Here is a 23,480-nt window from a genome sequence, read left to right as displayed (position 1 = left end):
CAGCTGCCACCCGTCTGGCGGTGCGCCTGCGGATTTCAGCTGGACGCTCAGGCCTCCCGGCCGGTGGGATCCTTGGCCGTAGGGTCAGCCAGCGCAAGGCCGCCAATGGGGCTGCCGTCCCAGTGAACCAGCTGCCAGCCGGCATCCGGTTCGCCCTCGAGGATCACCACGCCGGTGTTCAGCAGGACGTGCCGGACCGCGAAATCGTGGTCAACGCCTTCAGCCCGGAAGCCTGACCAGCAGCGGATCGCGGCGCCGTGGCTGACCACGGCAACGGTGGCCCCGTTTCCGGTTGCGGCGGCGTCCGCGGCAATCCGGGCGATCGCGGCGTCGAACCTTTCGAAGAACTCGTGGCCGTTGGGGCCTGCAGGCATCCGCCGGTCCAGGTCCCCGGCCGTCCACGCGAACACAGTGCCCAGGTAGCGGGCATGTGACTCGTGATCGGTCAGCTTCTCCAAGGCTCCCGCCTCGATCTCATGCAACCCGTCCAGGACCTGCGTCTCCAGCCCCAGGGTCCTGGACAGCGGAGCCGCCGTAGCCTGGGTCCGGACCAGCGTGGAGGCATACAGGGCGGCAATGTCCTCGCCGGCCAGCGAACGGGGCAACGCCTCCGCCTGGCGCTGGCCCAGCTCGGTGAGCCCGGGGCCCGGATGGGCGGTATCCAGCTGGCCAAGAACGTTGCCGGGAGTTTGTCCGTGACGGATCAGCAGCAGCCTCATGGGTCCAGTTTCGCACGGGGCGGGTGGCCTCGCCCCTGGCCGGCACACTCCAGTGAAACAACAGGCGCCGGGCCCTGAGGAGCCCGGCGCCGCCGTCGTACTTAATTGTTCCCGTCAGGGACGCACCCTACGCGAGGTGGTCCACCAGCTGGTCCGCGATGCCCGTGTACTTGCCGGGCGTCAGGGCCAGGAGCCGGGCCTCGGCCTCGGGCGAAAGGCCCAGGCTCTGCACGAACTCCTGCATCCGGGCTGCGTCCACGCGCTGTCCGCGGGTGAGGTCCTTCAGGCGCTCGTACGGGTTTTCCATACCCTCGACGCCGGCAATCGCCTCGGCGCGCATGACCATCTGGATGGCCTCGCCCAGGACTTCCCAGTTGGTGTCCAGGTCCTGCGCCAGGACCTCTTCAGCTACGTCCAGCCGGTCCAGGCCCTTGGCAACGTTGGAGATGGCCAGCAGTGAGTGGCCGAATGCCACGCCGATGTTGCGCTGGCTGGAGGAATCGGTAAGGTCCCGCTGCCAGCGGGAGGTGACCAGCGTGGCGCCCAACGTGTCCAGCAGGCCGTTGGAGATCTCCAGGTTGGCTTCGGCGTTTTCGAAGCGGATGGGGTTCACCTTGTGCGGCATGGTGGAGGAGCCGGTGGCGCCCGCAACAGGGATCTGCGCGAAGTATCCGATGGAGATGTAGCTCCAGATGTCCGTGCAGACGTTGTGCAGGATGCGGTTGAAACGGGCAACGTCCGCGTACAGTTCGGCCTGCCAGTCATGGCTTTCGATCTGCGTGGTGAGCGGGTTCCAGGTCAGTCCCAGGCCCTCGACGAAGGACTTGGAAACCTGCTGCCAGTCGGCGCCGGGCACCGAGGCGACGTGCGCGGCGTAGGTTCCGGTGGCGCCGTTGATCTTGCCCAGGTATTCGGTCTTGGCGATCCGGTCCAGCTGGCGGGTGAGCCGGTGCGCGATGACGGCCAGTTCCTTGCCCAGGGTGGTGGGCGTGGCGGGCTGGCCGTGCGTGCGGGACAGCATGGGGACGGCGCGGTTGTCCTCTGCCATCTTGCTGATCTGGGCCACCAGGGCGCGGGCCGCGGGCAGCCACACGTCCTCCACAGCACCCTTGACGCCCAGGGCGTAGGAGAGGTTGTTGATGTCCTCTGAGGTGCAGCCGAAGTGCACCATGGCAGTCAGGTTCTCAATGCCGATGGCCGGCAGACGGCGGCCGATGTAGTACTCCACGGCCTTGACGTCGTGGACGGTAACGGCCTCGATTTCGGCCAGTTCCGTCACGGACGCGGCGTCGAATTCGGTGACGATGGCGCGCAGCTGATCCTGCTGCTCCGGGCTGAGTGCGCCGGCGCCCGGGAGGACGTTGTTGCTGGTCAGGTGGATGAGCCACTCAACTTCGACGGCGACGCGGTCCCTGTTCAGGGCGGCCTCGGACAGGTAGTCAACAAGCGGTGCGACGGCGGACTGGTACCGGCCGTCCAGGGGTCCCAGTGCGATCTTTTCCGGGGAGGCGGCGAGGGCCAGGCGTCCGGAGGGCGTGCGGGTGTCAGCTGTGGCGGCAGTTTCAGGCATGAGGCGATTCTTTCACGAACATTGGCCGCCGCTGAAGCGCGGTCAGCGTGTGACCTTTCCTCCACAGCCCGGCGTGGAAGTGGATGGGGATTTTTGATGGTGGACGTTATCCACATAGGACCGGCGGAGGATGCCGCCCATACTGCGCGCTGGGTAGCGTCATGACCGGGAAAGAAGGAGGAACCATGAACGCATGGCCGGGGAATGGCCTGGGGGGCTGGCAGGGCAGTGCCGGCGGGCAGCAGTCGGAGCAGCTGCGGATGCTGGCCGGGCGGATCGCGCAATGTGCTGACGAGGGTGAGCGGATCGTGGCAAGGCTGCAGGGCATCCAGCTGATGGACTGGCAGTCACCTGCCGGCCGCGCCTACCGGGACAGCGTGGGCCGGCAAAGCGATGCCCTGCGGCGGGCGGGCCACCTTCTTCAGGCGGCCCGGTCAGCGGTGTCCAGGCATGCGGAAGCTGTGGCCGCTGCGAAGTCCGAATCAGCCGCCGGTGGTTTCCCTTGGTAGATCTGGCGGCACTTGAACCTGAGCAGGTTGGGCAGCTGCGGGTGCGGGGCGGAGTGGGTGGCGTCAGCTTCCAGCTCGACGAACTGGTGGCAGGTGCGCGGCAGCTTGAAATGCTGGCCGGTGATCTGCGGGACGTTGAACTGCGCCTGGAAGGAGTGCGCCAGGGGCTGATTTTTGCCCCGTTCCATGCGGCCGCCACCGGACCGGCGGCCATGACGGCGGTGGGGGAGGCCCTCTCGGCTTGGGAAGCGGCCCGTTCCGAACTCGAGGACCTCAGCCGGGATGTTCGAATGGCACACCGGGACTATGAGGCGAATGAGGCTGCCATCGCCATGCAGCAGGCACAAGGCGGCCTCACGCCCCTGCACACGTTTGGTCTAAACCGGCTCGCTGGCGAAATCCCGGGTTCCATCGCGAAGCCGCGGGAGATCACCGTTGCGGCCGGTCCTGCCAGGTCAATCGAGCTGGACGCCACACCGGCAGGGCTGCTCGAGCGGGCCCGGCAGCTGGAAGGCGAACACGGTGCTGCCGTCGAAGTGGTCAGGGTGGAACGGGGCGGCGAACCTGCGTACATCGTGATCGTGCCAGGCACCCGCGGAGGGCCCATGGGCGGCTGTGATCCGTTTGATACCGCTGGAATCGTTGAGGGCCTGGGATACAACTCCGTTGAGACCATCCGGGCCATCCGTGAAGGGCTGCGTGAAGCCGGCGCCGCGCCAGGCAGTGAAGTGGTTGCCGTCGGCTACAGCCAGGGCGGAATCCATGCCATGAACCTGGCCAAAGACCGTGAGTTCCAGGGCGAGTTCGAGCTGAAGTACGTGCTGACGGCGGGATCCCCGGTGGGCGCCGTGGAGGCGGACCCGGCCATCAGCAGCCTGCACCTGGAACACCGCCAGGACTGGGTGCCCATCACCGACGGCGCCACGGGCCCTGACGCCAGGAACCGTGTAACTGTCACCCTCACGGACCGCGTGCAGACTCCGGAGGGGGAAGATCACGGCCTTGGCCCCGGGCATTCGCTGGAGAACTACCGTGACGGCGCTGCGGAGCTGTCCGGCAGCACGGACCCGTCAGTTGTCGAGTCCCTGGGAGTCCTGGGCGGCGTTGTGGGAGTGGGTGGCGCTGCCACTGCCACCACAATGGCGCTGACCAGGGTCCCGGAACGGAAACCACAGGCCCCCGCCCAGCGTGAGGTGGTGACGTCCAGGCGCCAGGGCGGGCGTTAGCGCTTGCCGGGAAGCAGGCCGGAAACCAGCGAGATCAGGGAAATGATGATCGCACCAAGGATGGCAGTCCAGAAGAAGGAGTCGATGGTGAAGTGCACGGGTGTGTAGCTGCTGATCCAGGCAGTGAGGTACAGCATGGCCGCATTGATGATCACCGTGAACAGGCCCAGGGTCAGGATGGTGATGGGCAGCGAGAGGAAGCTGACCAGTGGCCTGACGAAGGCATTCACCACTCCGAAAATCAGGCCGATAAACAGGTAGGCCAGGATGATCCCGATGACCTCGGTGCCTTCCGTGACGCCGGTATTGCCCACGGCGCTGGTGGTGGCGCTGCTGGAGATGTCCATTCCAGGCAGCAGCCAGCTGGCAACCCACAGGGCAAGGCCGTTGATGAGGACCCGGACAGGAAATGATCGCATGGGCCCATGCTCCCACACACCGGTCACCAGCCGCCGCGGGTTGGTGTATGTCCTTTCCGGGCATCGTCAGGCATGGCCATTTCGGCCCGGAGCCCCAGGAGCCGGATCGGCCGGCCCGCTTCGATTGCGGTGGCGAGGTCGAGCGCCCGCGCGAGGATGTCGCCCTTGTCAAAGGTCTCCGGGACCTTCCGCGCATGGGTTTTGGTCACGAACGGGGCGTACCGGACCTTGAGGGTCAGCCCCACCACGGGCCGTCCTTCCGCCACAACGTCCTCCAGGACGCGAGCTGTCAGTTCCCGCACGGCATCTTCTACCTGGCCGGGCTCGGTAAGGTCCTGCTGGAAGGTGGTTTCCCGGCTGTGGCCACGCGCAACCCAGGGTGTGTCATCCACAGTGCCGGAGCCGTCACCGCGTCCCAGCTCCGCATACCAGGGACCCATCCGTGGGCCGAATTCCGGGACCAGGTCCTGGGGATCCGCCGCGGCGAGCTGGGCCACCGTGGTGATGCCCAGTTTGACCAGCCGGGCTGAGACCTTGGTCCCCACGCCCCACAGTTCCCGGGTTGGCCGGCCACCCATCACGTCCAGCCAGTTCGCCGCCGTGAGCCGGAAAACCCCTGCCGGCTTGCCAAAACCGGTGGCCACCTTGGCCCGGACCAGCGTGTCCCCGATGCCTACACTGCAGTGCAGCCGGGTTTCCTCCAGGACGGCAGCCTGCAGATTCCGGGCGTAGTCCTCGGGGTTGTCCGTTTCAACGCCCACAAATGCCTCGTCCCAGCCCAGGACCTGGACGGTGGCGCCGGGCTGCTTCCGCAGGACCGCCATCACCGTCTCAGAGGCTGCAAGGTACGCTTCCTGGTCCACCGGGAGGATCACGGCGTCAGGCACCTTGCGGGCCGCGATGCGCAGCGGCATTCCGGAACCCACCCCGAATTCCCGCGCTTCGTAGGACGCGGTGGATACCACCGCCCGTTCCGTGGGATCGCCGCGGCCGCCCACAATGATCGGCTTGCCCGCCAGTTCAGGCCGCCGCAGCACTTCGACGGCCGCGATGAACTGGTCTAGGTCCACATGCAGCACCCACTGGATTCCGCCCACGCCACCAGTGTGGCCCACATTCGGCTTCTTGTGGACTGTCCAGGAGAAAACCGGAAGCGGTCAGCGGGATCGGAATATCAGGAAGCGGGCCCCACGGATTCGCGCCAGATGATCCGGTTCAAGGGCGTGGGCGAAGGCTCGAAGACTTCGCCGCGGATGACCGCCACCAGCCGGCGCATGGCGTCGGCGCCAATCCGTTCCAGGTCCACATCCACGGTGGACATGGAGGGGGACAGGTACTCGGCGGCCTCCAGGTTGTCCCAGCCGGTGACGCTGAGATCTTCCGGGACCCGCCAGCCGCGCATTATGGCGCCCCTCACCACGCCGGCGGCCACCACGTCATTGGCGGCGATGACGGCGGTAGGCCGCCGGTCTCCGGGCAAATCAAGCATCACCTCCATACCGGAGCGCCCGCTCCAGTCGCCCTCCACGGCGCCGAACGATTCCAGGCCCAGGCGGTCAATGGAGGAAAGGTACACCTCGCGGCGTGCACGTGCGGACGCGAACTGGCTGGGGCCGCCAACGTGCAGGAAGCGGCGGTGGCCCAGGCCTGCCAAGTGCTCCATTATTTCTGCCACAGGGGAAGCGTCCGCAAGCGCTCCGATGCCGCGCATCTGGTCGTCAAAATCGGGGGACACCACTATGGCCGCCCCGGACGGAGGACGGCTCACCACTCCGCCATCGACCGGCGCCAGGGCAAGGATTCCTTCAACCTGGCCCGACTCAGCCAGTTCCAGCATCCGCTCCGTCCGGGATCCGGCGTCGGGGAGGCTGAGGATCTCCAGGACGTAGCCGGCTTCATGGGCGGCCTCGCTGGCCCCGGACAGCATCCGTGCCGGACTGTACGTGACGGCCGGCAGCAGCACCGCCAAACGCCCCGTCCGGCGGGTGCGCATGGAACGGGCCACCAGGTTGGGCCTGTAGTTCAGCTGCTCAACGGCCGCCCGGACCCTGTCACGTGTGGCGGGCTTCATCCCCGTCTCGGAGCGCAGGAAGCGGGATACAGTCTGGTGGGAGACACCCGCGGCTTTGGCCACTTCCATGATGGTGGGACGCCGTACGGGGCCCGCGGAGTTCTCCATCGCTGCCCCTCCGCTTTCGGTCATTTGTTGGCGAACGGTCCCACGTTAGCAGCGGCCGGGCCATACCCTCAGGGCTATGCCGACAGTAGGCTGGGAGCCATGATCCCATCTTCCACCCCGGCGGACGGGGTGAGGCCGCGTCCCGTGGTGGACCGCCTGCCCCACTACGCCGCCGGCAAGCCGCCCGTGGCCGTGGCAGGGCTTACCAGTTACAAACTGTCCTCCAACGAGAACCCGCTTCCGCCCCTGCCGGAGGTAGCCGCGGCCATCGCCGGCCGCCTGGACTTCAACCGTTACCCCGATCCGTTGAGCACCAGGCTCCGGACCGCGCTCGCCGGGCACCTGGACGTCCCGTCGGAGGACATCGTCACCGGGGCCGGCAGCCTCGGAGCACTGAACCAGGTCCTGGCCGCCTTTGCCGGACAGAACGACGACGGCGAGCCGGACGAAGTGGTGTACGCGTGGCGCTCCTTCGAGGCGTATCCCATCAGTGTGGGGCTGAGCGGGGCGGCGGGTGTGCAGGTTCCCCTCACAGCGGATGGCCGGCACGATCTGGCAGCCATGGCCGCGGCCGTCACGCCCAGGACGCGGGTGGTGCTGCTGTGCACGCCCAACAATCCCACCGGCCCGGCCATTACCGAGGCAGAAACGGAAGAGTTCCTGCGCGCGGTCCCTGAGGACGTCGTGGTGGTCATTGATGAGGCCTATCTGGAATTCGTCCGCGCGGAAGGCGCGGTCAACGGTATTGGGATCTACCGTAAATACCCGAATGTGGTGGTCCTGCGAACGTTCTCGAAGGCGTTCGGGCTGGCGGGCCTGCGCGTGGGCTACAGCATTTCCCAGCCCGCCCTCACCCGCTACCTGCGCGCCGCCGCCACGCCGTTCGCGGTGTCCCAGATTGCGGAGGAAGCAGCGGTTGTATCCCTTCAGCATTACGGCCGGATTGTAGAAAGGGTACAAACACTGGTGGATGAACGGACCCGCGTGATGGAGGGGCTGCGGGCACTTGGCTGGCGCGTCCCTGACGCGCAGGGCAACTTCGTGTGGCTGGACTTGGGAGCCGACTCCGCGGACTTCGCCGCCTACGCCGGGGCCGCCGCCCTGTCCGTCAGGGCGTTCGCCGGTGACGGTGTCCGCGTGAGCATCGGTGAACCGGAAGCCAACACCCGGTTCCTCAGCGTGTGTGCGGACTATACAAAAGCGCCACGGGGTTCCTAGCGCTTAACATTAAGCCTCCCCGCACCTTACTGCGGATAAAGTAAGAGCCAGTAAGCCAAAATATATGCCCGATATGGAATGCATTCCGTTTCAGGCATATATCCCAGCGATTGCAACGCATCCGGATGCGGCAAGCAAGGAGACGGTATGGGCGCCACACATTTGCCCTCCACCGAGTTCGACGCAGCAGACGTCGACGAACAGCGCGAGGCCAGCGCCGAGACCGTCCTGGGCGGGCCCGGCGTGGACATGGTCCAACTGCTGGACGTTGACGGCAAGCTCGGTACGGACGAGGTCTTTTCCAGCTACGCACAGCGGCTGGACCCTGAGAAGCTGCGCGGTTTCTACGCGGACATGGCCACCATCCGGCGTTTCGACCAGGAAGCCACGGCGTTGCAGCGCCAGGGCCAGCTCGCCCTGTGGGTGCCCCTCACCGGCCAGGAGGCTGCACAGATCGGTTCAGGCCGTGCCACGCAGCCGCAGGACTACATCTTCCCCACGTACCGCGAGCACGGCGTTGCCCTGACCCGGAACGTGGACCTCGCCGAGCTGCTGCGCCAGTTCCGTGGCGTGTCCAACGGCGGCTGGGACCCGAAGGAAACCAACTTCCACCTCTACACGCTGGTGCTGGCCGCCCAGACCCTCCACGCAGTGGGCTATGCCATGGGCATCCAGCGGGACCAGCAGCTGGCGGACGCCATCGGCGCAGATCCCGCCGCAGCCACGGACCCGGCTGATCCCCAGGACCGCGCCGCAGTCGTCGCCTACTTCGGAGATGGTGCCAGTTCCGAAGGCGACGTCCACGAATCCATGGTCTTCGCCGCGTCCTACAAGGCGCCGGTGGTGTTCTTCTGCCAGAACAACCACTGGGCCATCTCCGTTCCCACCTCGGTGCAGACCCGCATCCCGCTGGCCAACCGCGCGCTGGGCTATGGCTTCCCGGGTATCCGTGTGGACGGGAACGACGTCATCGCTGTGCATGCCGTCACCGAGTGGGCCCTGGAACACGCCCGCAGCGGCAATGGTCCCGTGCTGATCGAGGCCTTCACCTACCGGGTGGGCGCGCACACCACGGCCGATGACCCCACCAAGTACCGCGAATCCGCCGAGGAAACACTCTGGCGCGCCAAGGATCCGCTGGAGCGGCTGGAGAAGCACCTTCGGGCCGAGGGCTATGCTGACGACGCCTTCTTCGAGCAGGTCAAGGCCGACGGCGATGAACTTGCCGCCTACGTCCGCCGCACCGCGTACGACCTCAAGTCCCCGGACATCCGTGCCAGCTTCGCCAACGTCTACGCGGACGCCCATCCGCTGGTGGCCGAGGAACTGGCCTGGTTTGAGCAGTACAGTGCCGGTTTCGCCGACGCCGGAGAAGCAGAAGACGCAAGCGAGGATGCCCGCTGATGACCACCATGACCATCGCCAAGGCCATCAACGAAGGCCTCCGCGCGTCACTGAAGAGCAACCCCAAAGCCCTGCTGATGGGTGAGGACATCGGCCCCCTGGGCGGCGTCTACCGCGTCACGGAGGGCCTGATCGCAGAGTTCGGACCGTCCCGTGTGGTGGATACCCCGCTGGCGGAGTCCGGCATCATCGGTACCGCGATCGGCATGGCGCTGCGCGGCTACAGCCCGGTCTGCGAGATCCAGTTCGACGGCTTTGTGTTCCCGGGCTTCAACCAGATCACCACCCAGCTGGCCAAGATGCACGCCCGCAGCCACGGCCGCCTGACGGTGCCGGTGGTCATCCGCATCCCGTACGGCGGCGGAATCGGTTCGGTGGAGCACCACTCGGAGTCCCCGGAGGCGCTCTTCGCGCACACCGCCGGGCTGCGCATCATTACCCCGTCCAACGCGCACGATGCCTACTGGATGATCCAGCAGGCCGTGGAATGCCAGGATCCCGTGATCGTCTTCGAGCCCAAGCGCCGCTACTGGCTCAAGGGCGAGGTTGACCTCGATTCACCCGGCCCTGCCGCTGACCCTTTCACCGCACATGTCCTCCGCGAGGGCACGGATGCCACAGTCGTCGCGTACGGCCCGCTGGTTCCGGTGGCACTCGCCGCCGCCAACGCCGCTGCAGAGGACGGGCACAGCGTTGAGGTCATTGACCTCCGTTCCATCTCACCCATCGATTTCGACACCGTCACGGCCTCGGTCCAGAAGACCGGCCGGCTGATCGTGGCCCACGAGGCCCCCACGTTCGGCGGCATTGGCGGAGAAATCGCGGCGCGCGTCAGCGAACGGGCTTTCCTGTCGCTCGAAGCGCCGGTGATCCGGGTGGGCGGCTTCCACATGCCGTACCCGGTGGCCAAGGTGGAAGAAGACTACCTGCCGGACATCGACCGCATCCTTGAGGCGCTGGACCGCGCCTTCGCCTACTGACCCGAGGACACCATGACCCTGAAGAAATTCAACCTCCCGGACGTTGGCGAAGGACTCACCGAGGCGGAGATCGTCTCCTGGAAGGTCAAGCCCGGCGATTCGGTGGCCATCAATGACATCCTCTGCGAGATCGAGACCGCCAAGTCCTTGGTGGAACTGCCGTCCCCCTATGCGGGAACCGTACGTGAGCTGCTGGCCCCCGAGGGTGTAACCATCGACGTCGGCACGCCCATCATCAGCGTCTCTGACACTGTGGAGGGGGACCCAACGCCCGCTGACGCGCCTGTTCCCGCCGCTGCCGCCCATGCGGACCCCTCGGAGGTGCTGCACGTAGAGCAGCCGCTGTACGGCACGCTGCCCACAGATGCTGGTGGGGCGGAGAAGGCTGCCGACGCCGGTATGGCCGGCGGACCGCTGGTGGGTTCCGGTCCCAAGGCCGACGCCGTGAAGCGCCGGCCGCGGATTTCGACAAGCTCAATTACTAAGGGCAGCTCAATCACCGGGTCAGGCTCTATCACCGGAGCCAACGCCATGACGCACAACGCTCCGGAAGTGGAGCCCGTGCAGCCGCACACCCCGGCTGCAGTCACCGAACCGCCCGTTCCGGCGTCGGCGTCCATTCCGGTGGATGCCGAAACCGCAGGGCCGGGAAGCCGGATCTCGGCAGGCTCCATCACCGGCGCCGCGGCCGCTGCCCAGGCGGGCATCGCGGGTATCACCGGGTTGGTCAACCGCGTCCTGGCGAAGCCGCCGGTACGGAAGATCGCCCGGGACCTCGGCATCGACCTCGCGGACGTTGTGGCCACTGGCCTGCGCGGCGAGGTGACCCGGGAGGACCTGGTGAGCTACCAGGCCCAGCGCGACGCCGAGCTGGACAAGGCTGAGGGCTTCTGGGGCAAGAAGGGCCGGCCGCAGGACCAGCGGATCGAGCGGATCCCGGTCAAGGGCGTCCGCAAGGCCACGGCGAAGGCCATGGTGGAATCGGCCTTCGCGGCGCCCCACGTCAGCATTTTTGTGGACGTCGATGCCAGCCGGACCATGGAGTTCGTCAAGCGGCTGAAGGCATCGCGGGACTTTGAGGGCATCAAGGTCTCGCCGCTGCTGATCCTGGCCAAGGCCGTGATCTGGGCGGCCGCAAGGAACCCCAGCGTCAACGCCACCTGGGTGGACAATGCTGACGGCAGCAGCGCCGAGATCCACGTCAAGCACTTCCTGAACCTGGGCATCGCCGCGGCCACACCCCGTGGGCTGATGGTGCCGAACATCAAGGACGCGCAGGACCTGTCCCTGAAGCAGCTGGCCCTTGCGCTGAATGAGCTTGCCACCACGGCCCGCGCCGGGAAGACGCAGCCTGCGGACATGCAGGGCGGCACGCTGACCATTACCAACATCGGCGCCCTGGGCATCGATACCGGTACTCCCATCATCAACCCGGGCGAGGTGGCAATCGTCGCCTTCGGCACCATCAAGCAGAAGCCCTGGGTGCTGGATGGCGAGGTCATCCCGCGCTGGATCACCACGCTGGGCGGCTCGTTCGATCACCGGGTGGTGGACGGGGACCTCTCTGCACGCTTTATGGCTGACGTGGCTGCCATCCTGGAGGAACCGGCGCTGCTGCTGGACTAGTGGTTGACTGGAGTCCGTGAAAACCACCACCGCTGCTGCAGCAGACAATAAAGACCCAGCCGCAGCCGGCGCTGCCACCAACGGGGCAGCACGCCGCACGGCGAACGTCCTGTCGGAGGTTTTCCAGCCCCCGGTAACGGTGCTGGCCATGCTCCTGCTGAGTTCCGCCGTCGAGCCCGGATTCCCGGCGACCGCCGGCTACGGCGCGGTGGCGGGGCTGTTCGTCTGCGTCCTGCCGCTGGTGATGGTCCTCGTGCTGGTCCGGTTGGGGAAGGTGACGGACCACCACGTCAGCACCAGGAGCCAGCGGCCCCTGGTGCTGCTGATGGCGGTGGTGTCAGTCCTGGCGGGGATCGCCGTGCTGCTGGCAGTTGGTGCCCCGCGAAGCGTGCTGGCCGCGATGCTTGCCGTTGTGGCAGGGGTGCTTATGGTGGCCGTCATCAGCGCGTTCTGGAAAATCAGCGGGCATGCGGCAGCCGTCTCCTGCGCCGCCGTAGTGGTCACGGTCATCCTGGGGCCGGCCTGGCTCCCGCTCCTGCTGCTTATCCCCGCCGTTGGCTGGGCGCGCGTGGTGCTCCGCGCCCACACGGTGGCGCAGGTGGTGGCCGGAACACTTTTTGGCGCCGTGGTGATGGCCGGAATGTGGTGGCTGTTCCTGCAGTGGCTGCTGTAGGCCGGCCCTAAGGCTGCCTAGGCGTCGTAGGTGTTGGCGATGTAGACGTCGCAGGAGGCGTTGTGTGCCACGCTGTTGGCCACGCTGCCCAGCACGCGGGCGATGCCCAGCATGCGCCGGTTGCCCACCACGATCATCTGCGCGTTCAGGCGCGCGGCCTCGTTGATCAGGGCTTCCGCCGGCTTGCCGCGTGCGGCGGAGTAGGTAACGCTGACGTCGCGGCCCAGGGATTCGGCCACGGTGCGTGCCACGTACTCGGCGCCGTCAGCATCGGAAATGATGATCTGGTCGCTGCCGCTGCCAAAAACCTCGGTGCGGTCCTTGTCGAAAGCTGAAATCACGTGGAGTCCGGCGCCCAGGGCCTGGGCCAGCGTGTGGGCCTTCTCAGCGGCCTTTTTGGCCGTAGGGCTGCCGTCCACTCCGACAACGATGATTCCACTCATTCGGGTACTCCTTTGTTCCGTAGCGCTCAGGCGTCCGGTTCTGTCCGGTGGGGCTAGATTACAGTGCGGCGGCTCAAAGCGCGTCGATCGCTTCGCGCAGCACGGGCGCCAGCCTGCGCACACCCTCGATGATGGCTTCCGGGGGGACGGCGCTGAAGGCGAGGCGCAGCTTGTTGGACGGTTCGTCCGACGGCGTGAAGGCGGCTCCCGGAATGAACACCACTCCGGCGTCAATCGCCTTTGCCAGGAGCGGGTAGGTGTCCACTCCTTCGGGCAGGGTGACCCACACGAAGAAGCCGCCGTCCGGCCGGGTCCAGGTGAGGCCTTCAGGCATGTGCTCCTCCAGCGCGGCGAGCATGGCCTGGCAGCGCTCCTCATACAGGCCGCGGTACGTCTGGATCTGGCCCAGCCAGTCGTAATCGCGCAGGTACGCGGAGACGAGCATCTGGTTCAGGGACGGCGGGCAAAGGGTCACTGCCTCCGCCGCCAGGTAGTACCGGCGCTGCAGGTGTTCGGGTACCAGGGCCCAGCCGATCCGCAGGCCCGGGGCGAAGATCTTGGAGAACGAACCCATGTAGATCACGTCATCCGGGTTCGCGGCGCGCAGCGGCGTCAGCGGCTGGCCGTCAAACTTCAGCAGGCCGTACGGGTTGTCCTCCAGCACCAGGATGTTCGCGGCGCTGCAGATGTCCACGATGCGCTGTCGGCGGTCTTCGGCCAGCGTGATCCCGGAGGGATTGTTGAAGCTGGGAATCGTGTACAGGAACTTGACGTTCTTTCCCTCTGCCTGGAGTGCTGCGATCCGTTCCTCGAGCAGCTCAGGCACCAGGCCGTCGTCGTCCATCTCTACAGGTTCCACCTGGACCTGATAGGCCTCGAAGGTGTTCAGGGCGCCAACGTAGGTGGGGGTTTCCACCAGCACCACGTCCCCGGGATTGCAGAACAGCTTGGTGGCGATGTCCTGCGCCGACTGGGAACCGGCGGTGATGACCACATTCGCGGGTGAGGCGTCGGTGATGCCTTCGGCGGCCATCACCTGGCAGATCTGCTCCCGCAGTTCCAGCGTGCCCTGGCCGTTTCCGTACTGCAGGGCGCTGAGCCCTTCGTTGGCGATGATGTCCGCGGCCGTTTGTGCCAGCCTGTCCAGCGGCAGGGACTCCAGGTAGGGGCTGCCGCCGGCGAGGGAGACAAGGCCAGGTCGCAGGGAGATGTCAAAGACGTCCCGCACGGCTGACTGCTTGATATTGGCGGCGCGCTCCGAGAAAAGGCCCTCGTGGCGGTGGGCGGACGTTGCCGCACGCTCGATCGCGTCAATTGCTTCTGCCGGCAGCAACTCTGCTGCGGAATCCAGTGTTTCGTGGGTCACAGTTGCAAGGATACCAACAGGGGTTGCCCTATATGCAACCCCTGTTTTCCTGAAGCCCACGGAAATAAGCCAGGCGGTGTCCGTTGCAATAGTGTGTGACACACAGTATTGTCTCTGTCATGGGTACAGAAGAAACCACTGCCGGCCACATCCAGGAACTGCGGCGCGGCACTGTGGTGCTCGCCTGCCTGGTGCGGCTCGGCACGCCGGATTACGGCTACGCGCTGCTTGAATCATTGAATGCGCTCGGCATCATCGTGGACGCCAACACCCTGTACCCGCTGCTCCGCCGGATGGAAAAGCAGGGGCTGCTGGAAAGCGAATGGAACACCGAAGACGCCAGGCCGCGGAAGTTCTACCGCACCAGCCCGGCCGGTGAGGAGCTCGCCGTCGTCCTCACCAAAGACTGGCGCCGCATTGACGCCGCACTGACAGGACTCACCAGGGGAGAATCACAATGACCAGCCTGACAGACCGTTACATCTGGGCCGCCGGACGCAGTGTTCCGGACGGCCAGCGCACGGAGTTCGGCCAGGAACTCCGCGAACGCATCGGAGACGCCATCGATGCCCGGATGGCCGCCGGCGCAGACCAGGACGCTGCCGAACGGGAGGCGCTGGCGGAACTTGGCGACCCCGCCCGCACCGCTGCGCGGTATATCGACAGGCCGCTGCACCTCATCGGCCCGCGCCACTACCTCAGCTGGCTCCGGCTCCTGAAGACCATCGCCGCCGTGGCGCTGCCATTTGGCGCGGTAGGAATCCTGCTGGGCCAGCTGATCAGCGGGGCGCCTGCCGGCCAGATCATCGGCGCCACGGTTGCGGGAGCCATTTCCATTGCCGTGCATGTGTTCTTCTGGGTCACGCTGATCTTCGTCATTGTTGAGCGCAGCGGTTCGGCGCCCACGGAGAAGTGGTCCGTGGAGCAGCTTCCTGAGCTGCCGGACAGCGGCCGGACGGCCCGAAGGAGCGAGCTGATCGCCTCACTCGTGCTGCTGGCAGCCTTCATCGCCGCTATCGTCTGGCAGCACTTCGGCGTGGTGTTCCGAGATGGTGTCCGCGAACCCATTCCGCTCCTGAACCCGGCATTGTGGTCCTTCTGGATCCCGTATTTCATCCTGCTGCTGGTCGTGGAGGCCGCGTTCGCCGTCGCGGTTTTCCGGACCGGCTGGACGTGGACCCTGGCCATAGTGAACGCGGTACTGAACCTGGCGTTCATTGTTCCGGCCATGTGGCTGTTTCTCAGCGGACAGCTCGTGGATGCAGCGTTCCTGGGCGCCATCGGCTGGCCGTGGGGGCCCACCTCCGGACCGGTCATCGCTGCCGGTGCCGCCGTCGCCGTGTTCCTGGGTGCCGGGTGGGACATCTTCGACGGCTTCCGCCGGGCCACCAGTGACAGCACCTCCCGGCAGGTGCAGCCGGCCCTTTAACCAACGAAGCCCCGCACTCCCGGTCCACGTGGACCAGGAGTGCGGGGCTTTGCGCTGAACGGACTAGGAAGCCGCCGGCTGCGTAGCCGTCAGGGCGTCAAAGATGCCCTTGATCTGCTCCACGATCTCGGCGTCGTCCTTGGGGTGGGTCTCGGCGAAGCGGACAACGGAGCCGGGAACCGCCAGCTTGACGTCTTCCAGGACCTCGGCGCCGGCAATGCCAACAGCCTTGCGGGTCTCGTCCTGGGCCCAGACGCCGCCGAACTGGCCAAAGGCGGTACCAACGACGGCGGTGGGCTTGCCTGAGAGGGCGCCGGCACCGTAGGGGCGGGACAGCCAGTCGATGGCGTTCTTGAGGGAAGCGGGAATGGTGCCGTTGTGCTCCGGGGTGACCAGGAGGAGGGTGTCCGCCTCGGTGGCTGCCTGGCGGAGTGCGGCTGCGGCGGCCGGAACCTGGCCTTCGACGTCGATGTCCTCGTTGTAGAACGGGATGTTGCCCAGGGTCTCGTGGATGACCACGTCAACGTGTTCCGGGGCGTTCAGGGCGATGGCCTCGGCGAGCTGCTGGTTGGTGGAACCGGCGCGCAGGCTGCCGACGAGGGTGAGGACGGTGCTCTTGGTCATGGTGACTCCTTGGGGGAACTGGGCCAACGGGGAGCTGGCCTGGTCGGGAAGGTCAGGCCACTTAAGGCCTTCAGGGGAGTAAACGGACTATGGTCCGGTTAATATTCCCCGTCGTTACACTGTGGAGTGTGAGCTTCATCCCGCTGCCGCCCGGCGCCTCCTTGGGGCCACCCACCGAGCGCAGCGATGCCGCACGCAACCGGGAGCGGCTGATGGCTGCGGCGCGTGAGCTGATCGGCGAATGCGGCGCCGAAGGCCTGACCATGGACCGGCTGGCCGGGCGGGCCGGTGTGGGAAAGGGGACTGTCTTTCGGAGGTTCGGCAGCCGCGCAGGCTTGATGCTTACGCTCCTCAACGAATCCGAAGCCGAATTCCAGGACCGCTTTATGTTCGGACCCCCGCCGCTGGGGCCCGGGGCGCCTGCCGTGGCGAGGCTTGTTGCCTTTGGCGAGGAGCGGATCCGTTACGTTATGGAGCACGGCGATCTCCTGCTGGCGGCGGAAGCCTCACACCACCGCCTGGACGTTCCTCCGGCAGTCCTGTGGCAGCGCCACCTGGAGGTGCTGCTGCAGCAGGAGGGGATCCGCGAGGAGACCTGGCTGCTTGCCGGTTCGCTGGCCGCCACGTTGGATCCGGAGCGCCTCCTTCACACCGTCAGGGCTCACGGCGTCAGCCCGGAAAGGCTGGCCGCATCATGGCGCCAGTTGGTGACCAGACTGGTCCGGAGATAACCCGGTAATCTGCCGGAAATAACGGGCCGTATAACAATCGTGACACGCTCGTCAGGTTAATTGACTGTAACCGACATCACCTTCGTGGCATGTGATAGTTTCCTCTGGAATGTGACCCGCGACATAGTCCGTATGGGCTGGCCTGATCGGCGGCGGGAGTCGGCCACTTCGCTGACAGGAATATCACCGGCGGTGGCGAAAACCCACTGCTTCCGCCGGATATCGGAAGGAATGATGGCGTGAACGTTGTTGAGGGCACCCGCCGGGCGGCCACTGTTGAGAGCTCCCCGGGAATGCGGCCCCAGGCTTCGGTGACTACGAAGTAACGCCAGTGTTCCGGTACCTGGCCAAACGCGCGGCCACCTACGTTTTTATGATCTTCCTGACCACCTCGGCGGGTTATTTCCTTGCCGTTAGCTCACTGAAGCCGGCCCTACTGGAGCAGGAGAAGATTCCGCGGCCCACCCCTGAGCAGGTGGCGGCGTCCATGCGGCTCAAGGGCCTGGACCCGGATCTCAGCCCGTGGGAGCGGTACGTTGACTGGCTTACGGCCATCGTCACCCGGTGGGACTGGGGCCGAAGCCCCAACGGCGCGTTCATTAATGCCGAGTTCGGCGACCGCGTCTGGATTTCGACCAGGCTTTTCCTCGCCTCGATTGTGCTGACGCTGGTGATCGGTGTTGCCCTGGGCGTGTATTCGGCCGCCAGGCAGTACAAGTTCCAGGACCGCGTCATCACGTCCTACAGCTACCTGGCCTACATAGTCCCGGCGCCTATCGCGTACTTCCTGGTGCAGCTCGCGGCCATCCGGATCAACGAGGGCGTGGGCCAGCGCATCTTCTTCGTCACGGGAATCTCGACGCCGGGCATGGAACCGGGGTGGGGGCAGTTCGTGGACATGCTGGCGCACTACGCGGTGCCCACGGTGGCGATCACGCTGGTGGGCTGGGGTTCATACCAGATCGCCCAGCGGCAGTACCTGCTGGACAACGTGAACGCGGATTTTGTCCGGACGGCCCGCGCCAAGGGGCTGACCCGCAACCAGGCCATCAGCAGGCATGCGCTCCGGGTCTCCTTCATCCCCGTTGCCCAGAGCATCGCCTTCACCATTCCGGCCATTTTTGCCGGCGGCTTCTTCGCGGAGAAGATCTTCGCCTGGCCAGGCATCGGCTCCTGGAGCATCGACGCCATCGGCAACCAGGACGTCAACGCCGCCACCGCCACCCTGGCCTACGGCTCCATGATTTTTGCACTGGGCGCCATCCTGGCGGACTTTGCCACCTCGCTGGTTGATCCGAGAGTGAGGGTCCAGTAACCATGACGAATCTCAATGCCCCCGATCCGGCATCGGTTGCCGAGAGCCACCTCCAGGAAAACGAGGTGGTGATTGGAAAAACCACCATCATCCTGCGCCGCTTCCTGAGGAACAAGACGGCCGTGGCGGGCCTGGTCATCTTCGCGGCCCTGACCCTTTTCTCCTTTGTTGGCGGCTTCTTCACCAGCTGGGACAAGTCCACGATCGACCCCTTCAACATCGGCATGCCGCCGTCAGCCGAGCACCTGCTGGGCACCTCCCAGGCCGGCATCGACCTCTACGCCATGGTGGTGGAAGGGACGCGGATTTCCATCCTGATCGGCGTGATCGTGGGCCTGGTCTCCGTGCTGGTGGCCGCGGTCTACGGCTGCACCATGGCCTACTTCGGCGGCAAGGTGGACAGGATCATGCTGTTCGTTCTCGAGGCCTTGATCATGATGCCCGCGCTGCTGGTGGTGGCCGTGGTGACCAGCGGCGGCGGGGCCGGCCTGCGGGACACGCTGCCCAGCTGGCTCCTGCTGATTGTGGTCCTGCTGGTGTTCAGCTGGATGGGCACGGCCCGCCTGATCCGTTCGCTGTCCATGTCCCTGATGCAGCGGGACTTCATCAAGGCCGCCCAGTACATGGGTGTCCCGCCGCGGCGGATTGTGTGGCGGCACCTGGTCCCCAACATCGGTTCGCTGCTGGTGCTGGACATCACCCGCGGTGTCACGGGCGCCATCCTGGCCGAGGTTGCCTTCTCCTTCATCGGCATCGGCATCAAGGTCCCGGACGTCAGCCTGGGCGTGCTGATCGGCGGCGCCACCTCCCAGGTCCAGACGTTTCCCTGGATGTTCTGGGTGCCCCTTCTTGTGATGTTCCTGCTCACCGGCTCCCTGGCCATGATGAACGACGGCCTCCGGGACGCCTTTGACCCCAGCTCCAGCTCCTTCGGAAAAGCCCGCAGGAAAAGGACCTGGGAAACGCGCACCATCCCACTGAACGCCAACCGGAGGAACCCATGAGCGCCACGACTTCCGGCAGCGCAGTGACCCCGGGCAACGCAGTACTGACCGTGCGGGACCTCAGCGTCCGGTTCAACTCGGAGAACGGTGTGGTCAACGCCGTGCGCGGCGTGAACTTTGACGTGATGGCCGGCAAAACGCTGGGCATCGTGGGCGAATCCGGTTCCGGAAAATCCGTTACGTCCATGGCCGTGATGGGGCTGTTGCCCACGACGGCGGAAGTCACCGGATCCGTTCGGCTGAACGGCACGGAACTGCTGGGCCTGAGCGACAAGGCCATGTGCCGCTACCGAGGCAATGACATCGCCATGGTCTTCCAGGATCCGCTGTCCTCCCTGACCCCCGTCTATACCGTGGGCACCCAGATCGTGGAAGCGCTGACCATCCACAACCCCACCATGAGCAGGCTCGCCAAAGAAGCCCGCGCCGTCGAACTTTTGGCCATGGTGGGCATCCCCAGCCCCAAGGACCGGCTCAAAGCCTTCCCGCACGAGTTCTCCGGCGGCATGCGCCAGCGCGTGATGATTGCCATCGCCATTGCCAACAACCCGCGGGTGCTGATTGCTGATGAGCCGACGACGGCACTTGACGTGACCATCCAGGCGCAGGTGCTGGAGGTGCTGCAGGCCGCGCAGGAGGAAACGGGCGCCGCCGTCGTGATGATCACCCATGACCTGGGCGTGGTGGCGGGAATCGCTGACGACATCATGGTGATGTACGCCGGCAAGCCCGTGGAGACCGGCACCGTGGAGGACATCTATTACAACCCGCGGATGCCGTACACCATGGGCCTGCTGGGCGCCGTTCCCCGGGTGGATGTGGGGGAGAAGACGTCCCTGGTGCCCATTGACGGTGTGCCGCCCAACCTGCTGTTCCAGCCCACGGGTTGTTCCTTCGCGCCCCGGTGCCCGCTGGTGACGGATGCCTGCCACGACGGCGAGCCCGCGCTGGGCAAGGTCCAGGGAAGCCCGGCACACCACGCGGCCTGCATCCGGTCAGGGGAGCTGGGAACCGGTGCCGATGCCCGGGCGATCTTCCACGCGCCCCCGGTGCCCGTCTCGCGGTTCGACGGCATCCCCCGCGAGGAGCGGAAAACCGTCCTGCAGCTCACGGACGTCCGCAAGCACTTCCCGCTGCTCAAAGGCGCCCTGCTGAAGCGGAAGGTGGGCACGGTCAAGGCCGTGGACGGCCTCAGCTTCGATATCCGCGAGGGCGAATGCTTCTCCATTGTGGGCGAGTCCGGCTCCGGCAAGACCACCACGCTGCTGGAAATTATGGAATTCCACAAGGACCAGGACGGCGAGGTGGTGATTGGCGGGCTCAGCAACAAGCAGGCCGCTGACGCCAGGACCAAGGGGGCCATGCGCCGCGAGCTGCAGATGGTCTTCCAGGACCCCACCGGCGCGCTGGACCCGCGCTTCACGGTGTACGAGGTCCTCGCCGAGCCGCTGGTGAACCAGGGAATGGCCAAGGCGGAGATCCGGAAGCGGATCATGGAGCTGATGCGGCTGGTGGGCCTCCAGCCGGACCACGTGAACAGGTTCCCCAACCAGTTCTCCGGAGGGCAACGGCAGCGCATCGGAATCGCCCGGGCACTGGCGGTCAATCCCAAGCTGGTGGTCCTGGACGAGCCGGTGTCCGCGCTGGATGTTTCAGTGCAGGCGGGCGTGATCAACCTGCTGGACAAGCTGCGTGCGGAGCTGGGTCTGAGCTATCTCATGGTGGCCCACGACCTCTCCGTGGTGCGGCACATCTCCAACCGCGTAGCGGTGATGTACCTGGGCAAGATCGTGGAAATCGGCGACGTCGATGCCGTCTTTGACAGCCCACGGCACCCCTACACCCGGTCACTGCTGTCCGCGATCCCCGTGCCTGACCCGCAGGTGGAGCGCAGCCGCGAACGCATCATCCTCCAGGGCGACCTGCCCAGTCCGCTGGATGCGCCCAAGGGCTGCAACTTTGCCAGCCGTTGCCCGGTTTTTGCGGCCCTCCCGGGGGAGAAGCAGCAAAAGTGCCTGACCGTTGAACCGCCTCTGCTGCCCGTACCGGCTGTTCCGGGAGAGACCACCGTTCCGGGAGCGCCCGCCGCTTCGGGGCAGCTTTCCGCGGACCAGGAGTTCGCCTGCTTCTTCCCCGACGGCGAACTCGACTCGGACATGCTGGTCCACCACGAGGATCCGGCGGTCAGTACCCCCTGAAGTTTTCCTGCACCATCACGCGCACCACGAATGCAACAATGAAGGGAAATCCATGAAGAATGTGACCAGAATCGGCGGGGTTGCGGCGGTTGCCGCGGCGCTTGCCCTCACCGGCTGCGGCGGCTCGCCGTCCGGCCCGGCCACTGCTGAGGGCCAGGAGTCGGGAAGCGACATCTCCTCGCTCATCAGCATCAACGAAAAGCCGGCCGCAGACCTGGAACAGGGCGGCAAGGTAACGCTTCCGCTGGGCAACATCGGCCCGGACTTCAACGGTTTCTCCAACTCGGGCAACAGTTCAGACAACACTTCCCTGATGGCCCCCATCAACCCGGTGGGCACCAGCGGCGGCGGAATTGGCGGCTGCTGGAAGGTGGACTTCGACGGCACGCACACTCCCAACAAGGACTTCTGCGAGTCAGTTGAGAGCGAAGTGGTGGACGGCAAGCAGACCATCACCATCAAGGTCAATGAGAAGGCAACGTACAACGACGGCGCGCCGATCGATGTGAAGTCCTTCCAGAACACCTGGAACATCCTCAAGAGCACCGAGGCCGGCTACGACATCGTCAGCCCCGGCAGCTACCCCTTCGTGGAATCCGTGGAGGCCGGCAGCAGCGACAAGGAAGTAATCGTCAAGACCAGCCAGCCGGTGTACCCGCTGGAAGCCCTGTTCTTCGGCCTCATCCACCCGGCCGTGAACACCCCGGAGATCTTCAACACCGGCTTCACCGGTGAGATGCACCCCGAGTGGATGGCCGGTCCGTTCAAGGTAGGCCAGTACGACTCCGCCGCCCAGACCGTCACCCTGGTCCAGAACGAAAAATGGTGGGGAACCAAGCCGGTCCTGGAAAGCGTGACCTACCGCCAGCTGGAGGCCAGCGCACAGATCGCCGCCTTCAAGAACGGCGAAATCGACGGCGTCAGCGCCAACACCATTGCGCTCTACAAGCAGCTTGACGGCACTGCGAACTCAGAGGTCCGCCGCGGTCAGCGTCTCTTCGCCGGCGGCCTGAACATCAACGCCCAGCGTCTTGCGGACACCGCAGTGCGCGAGGCCATCTTCACGGCCGTGGACCGCGAAGCAATCCGCAACGTGCGCTTCAACGGCCTGAACTGGAAGGAGCCCAGCTCCGGTTCCATGATGCTGCTGCCGTTCTCCGAGTACTACCAGGACAACTACCCTGTCACCGAGACCGGGGCTGAGGCCGCAAAGAAGGTCCTGACCGACGCCGGTTACACCGCAAACGCAGCGGGCATCATGGAGAAGGACGGCAAGCCCGTCACCTTCAAGATCTCCAACTTCGGCGATGACCCCACCACGCTGGCCACCACCCAGACGCTGCAGAAGCAGCTCCAGGACGCCGGCATGGACGTTGGAATCGCCCAGCACGGTTCGGCCGAGTTCGGCAAGATCCTGGGCGGCCGCGAGTTTGACCTGAGCCTCTCCGGCTACACCGTGGGTGCTGACGCTACCGACGTCGTCAAGCAGTTCTACGATTCCACCACCAACGAGAACGAGCTGGGCGACGCCGAGCTGGACAAGAAGATCGCGGACCTGGCCTCGATTGAGGACAATGCCGAGCGCAACAAGGCGGCAATGGATGTGGAGAAGGAGCACATGGCCAAGTACTTCTCCATGGGCGTGGTCTTCAACGGCCCGCAGATCTCCTTCGTCCGCACCGGACTGGCCAACTACGGACCGTCCCTGTTCCGAAGCCTGAACCAGGTTCCGGACTGGACTACCATCGGCTGGGAAAAGAAGTAGCCCCGGCTGCTAAATGACTGAAGCCGCCGCATCCCGCTGGAGCCGGGATGTGGCGGCTTCGGCGTTAACCAGCAGGAACACC

At 65.8% G+C, this 23,480-nt stretch carries 22 protein-coding genes; 14 read left to right on the top strand and 8 right to left on the bottom strand.

Features of this window, described 5'->3' with window-relative positions; all coding sequences use genetic code 11:
- Window positions 1-47 precede the first annotated feature (47 nt).
- Together ACPJW8_RS17475 and purB are read right to left on the bottom strand one after the other, a co-directional pair.
- Window positions 48-719 carry a histidine phosphatase family protein gene (locus tag ACPJW8_RS17475; protein ID WP_330189070.1) on the bottom strand — a complete coding sequence of 224 codons (672 nt, stop codon included), beginning with the start codon at window positions 717-719 and terminating at the stop codon, window positions 48-50.
- A 127-nt stretch (window positions 720-846) separates the two neighbouring features.
- Window positions 847-2,289 (bottom strand): adenylosuccinate lyase, encoded by a 1,443-nt coding sequence (gene purB / locus ACPJW8_RS17470; protein WP_330189071.1) that lies wholly within the window; start codon window positions 2,287-2,289, stop codon window positions 847-849.
- A gap of 185 nt (window positions 2,290-2,474) precedes the next feature.
- Between purB and ACPJW8_RS17465 the strand changes: the two genes are divergently transcribed.
- Both ACPJW8_RS17465 and ACPJW8_RS17460 read left to right on the top strand, forming a co-directional pair.
- Window positions 2,475-2,798, top strand: coding sequence for a hypothetical protein (locus tag ACPJW8_RS17465; protein ID WP_330189072.1), 324 nt, complete (start codon window positions 2,475-2,477; stop codon window positions 2,796-2,798).
- Complete coding sequence (locus tag ACPJW8_RS17460) at window positions 2,792-4,024, top strand: hypothetical protein (protein ID WP_330189073.1); 1,233 nt, start codon at window positions 2,792-2,794, stop codon at window positions 4,022-4,024. The genes ACPJW8_RS17465 and ACPJW8_RS17460 overlap by 7 nt, the downstream gene beginning before the upstream one ends.
- On the opposite strand, the gene ACPJW8_RS17455 is transcribed toward ACPJW8_RS17460, so the two are convergent.
- The 3 genes from ACPJW8_RS17455 to ACPJW8_RS17445 form a co-directional block, all read right to left on the bottom strand.
- Window positions 4,021-4,443, bottom strand: a complete 423-nt coding sequence (locus tag ACPJW8_RS17455) for a phage holin family protein (protein ID WP_330189074.1) — start codon at window positions 4,441-4,443, stop codon at window positions 4,021-4,023. The two genes, ACPJW8_RS17460 and ACPJW8_RS17455, sit on opposite strands and share 4 nt — an antisense overlap.
- Window positions 4,444-4,466: 23 nt before the next feature.
- Window positions 4,467-5,522, bottom strand: a complete 1,056-nt coding sequence (locus ACPJW8_RS17450) for a DNA polymerase IV (RefSeq protein WP_330189152.1) — start codon at window positions 5,520-5,522, stop codon at window positions 4,467-4,469.
- 95 nt (window positions 5,523-5,617) lie between these two features.
- Entirely contained in the window at window positions 5,618-6,622 is a 1,005-nt protein-coding gene (locus ACPJW8_RS17445) for a LacI family DNA-binding transcriptional regulator (protein ID WP_330189075.1), read from the bottom strand.
- Window positions 6,623-6,721: 99 nt separating this feature from the next.
- Between ACPJW8_RS17445 and ACPJW8_RS17440 the strand changes: the two genes are divergently transcribed.
- The 5 genes from ACPJW8_RS17440 to ACPJW8_RS17420 all read left to right on the top strand — a co-directional run bounded on the left by ACPJW8_RS17440 (window position 6,722) and on the right by ACPJW8_RS17420 (window position 12,523).
- Window positions 6,722-7,840, top strand: a complete 1,119-nt coding sequence (locus ACPJW8_RS17440; protein ID WP_330189076.1) for a histidinol-phosphate transaminase — start codon at window positions 6,722-6,724, stop codon at window positions 7,838-7,840.
- Window positions 7,841-7,987: 147 nt separating this feature from the next.
- Window positions 7,988-9,244: a pyruvate dehydrogenase (acetyl-transferring) E1 component subunit alpha gene (pdhA, locus tag ACPJW8_RS17435; protein ID WP_330189077.1), complete on the top strand. Its 1,257-nt coding sequence runs from the start codon at window positions 7,988-7,990 to the stop codon at window positions 9,242-9,244.
- On the top strand, window positions 9,244-10,224 hold the full coding sequence (locus ACPJW8_RS17430; protein WP_330189078.1) for an alpha-ketoacid dehydrogenase subunit beta: 981 nt from the start codon (window positions 9,244-9,246) through the stop codon (window positions 10,222-10,224). The genes pdhA and ACPJW8_RS17430 overlap by 1 nt, the downstream gene beginning before the upstream one ends.
- Window positions 10,225-10,236: 12 nt before the next feature.
- Window positions 10,237-11,850, top strand: coding sequence for a dihydrolipoamide acetyltransferase family protein (locus ACPJW8_RS17425; protein WP_330189079.1), 1,614 nt, complete (start codon window positions 10,237-10,239; stop codon window positions 11,848-11,850).
- 109 nt (window positions 11,851-11,959) lie between these two features.
- Window positions 11,960-12,523, top strand: a complete 564-nt coding sequence (locus tag ACPJW8_RS17420; protein WP_330189153.1) for a phosphatase PAP2 family protein — start codon at window positions 11,960-11,962, stop codon at window positions 12,521-12,523.
- A gap of 17 nt (window positions 12,524-12,540) precedes the next feature.
- On the opposite strand, the gene ACPJW8_RS17415 is transcribed toward ACPJW8_RS17420, so the two are convergent.
- Window positions 12,541-12,966, bottom strand: a complete 426-nt coding sequence (locus ACPJW8_RS17415; RefSeq protein ID WP_330189080.1) for a universal stress protein — start codon at window positions 12,964-12,966, stop codon at window positions 12,541-12,543.
- Window positions 12,967-13,039: 73 nt separating this feature from the next.
- On the bottom strand, window positions 13,040-14,332 hold the full coding sequence (locus ACPJW8_RS17410; RefSeq protein ID WP_330189081.1) for a PLP-dependent aminotransferase family protein: 1,293 nt from the start codon (window positions 14,330-14,332) through the stop codon (window positions 13,040-13,042).
- A 119-nt stretch (window positions 14,333-14,451) separates the two neighbouring features.
- On the opposite strand from ACPJW8_RS17410, the gene ACPJW8_RS17405 reads away from it, so the two are divergent.
- Together ACPJW8_RS17405 and ACPJW8_RS17400 are read left to right on the top strand one after the other, a co-directional pair.
- Window positions 14,452-14,793, top strand: a complete 342-nt coding sequence (locus ACPJW8_RS17405; protein ID WP_330189082.1) for a PadR family transcriptional regulator — start codon at window positions 14,452-14,454, stop codon at window positions 14,791-14,793.
- A complete protein-coding gene (locus tag ACPJW8_RS17400) occupies window positions 14,790-15,761 on the top strand; it encodes a permease prefix domain 1-containing protein (protein ID WP_330189083.1) in 972 nt (323 codons plus the stop codon). Before ACPJW8_RS17405 ends, ACPJW8_RS17400 begins: the two co-directional genes overlap by 4 nt.
- Before the next feature lie 63 nt (window positions 15,762-15,824).
- On the opposite strand, the gene ACPJW8_RS17395 is transcribed toward ACPJW8_RS17400, so the two are convergent.
- Window positions 15,825-16,385, bottom strand: a complete 561-nt coding sequence (locus ACPJW8_RS17395; RefSeq protein WP_330189084.1) for an NADPH-dependent FMN reductase — start codon at window positions 16,383-16,385, stop codon at window positions 15,825-15,827.
- 128 nt (window positions 16,386-16,513) lie between these two features.
- On the opposite strand from ACPJW8_RS17395, the gene ACPJW8_RS17390 reads away from it, so the two are divergent.
- The 5 genes from ACPJW8_RS17390 to ACPJW8_RS17370 all read left to right on the top strand — a co-directional run bounded on the left by ACPJW8_RS17390 (window position 16,514) and on the right by ACPJW8_RS17370 (window position 23,398).
- Window positions 16,514-17,116, top strand: coding sequence for a helix-turn-helix domain-containing protein (locus tag ACPJW8_RS17390; RefSeq protein WP_330189085.1), 603 nt, complete (start codon window positions 16,514-16,516; stop codon window positions 17,114-17,116).
- Window positions 17,117-17,447: 331 nt separating this feature from the next.
- Window positions 17,448-18,431, top strand: coding sequence for an ABC transporter permease (locus tag ACPJW8_RS17385; protein WP_330189086.1), 984 nt, complete (start codon window positions 17,448-17,450; stop codon window positions 18,429-18,431).
- 2 nt (window positions 18,432-18,433) lie between these two features.
- On the top strand, window positions 18,434-19,435 hold the full coding sequence (locus tag ACPJW8_RS17380; RefSeq protein ID WP_330189087.1) for an ABC transporter permease: 1,002 nt from the start codon (window positions 18,434-18,436) through the stop codon (window positions 19,433-19,435).
- Entirely contained in the window at window positions 19,432-21,633 is a 2,202-nt protein-coding gene (locus ACPJW8_RS17375) for an ABC transporter ATP-binding protein (RefSeq protein WP_330189088.1), read from the top strand. Before ACPJW8_RS17380 ends, ACPJW8_RS17375 begins: the two co-directional genes overlap by 4 nt.
- A 52-nt stretch (window positions 21,634-21,685) precedes the next feature.
- Window positions 21,686-23,398 carry an ABC transporter family substrate-binding protein gene (locus tag ACPJW8_RS17370; RefSeq protein WP_330189089.1) on the top strand — a complete coding sequence of 571 codons (1,713 nt, stop codon included), beginning with the start codon at window positions 21,686-21,688 and terminating at the stop codon, window positions 23,396-23,398.
- The last annotated feature ends 82 nt before the right edge of the window (window positions 23,399-23,480 follow it).

The sequence above is a fragment of the Pseudarthrobacter sp. J47 genome, assembly GCF_049810315.1.
Taxonomy (GTDB): Bacteria; Actinomycetota; Actinomycetes; order Actinomycetales; family Micrococcaceae; genus Arthrobacter.
This window is presented reverse-complemented; position numbering and strand designations above follow the sequence as displayed.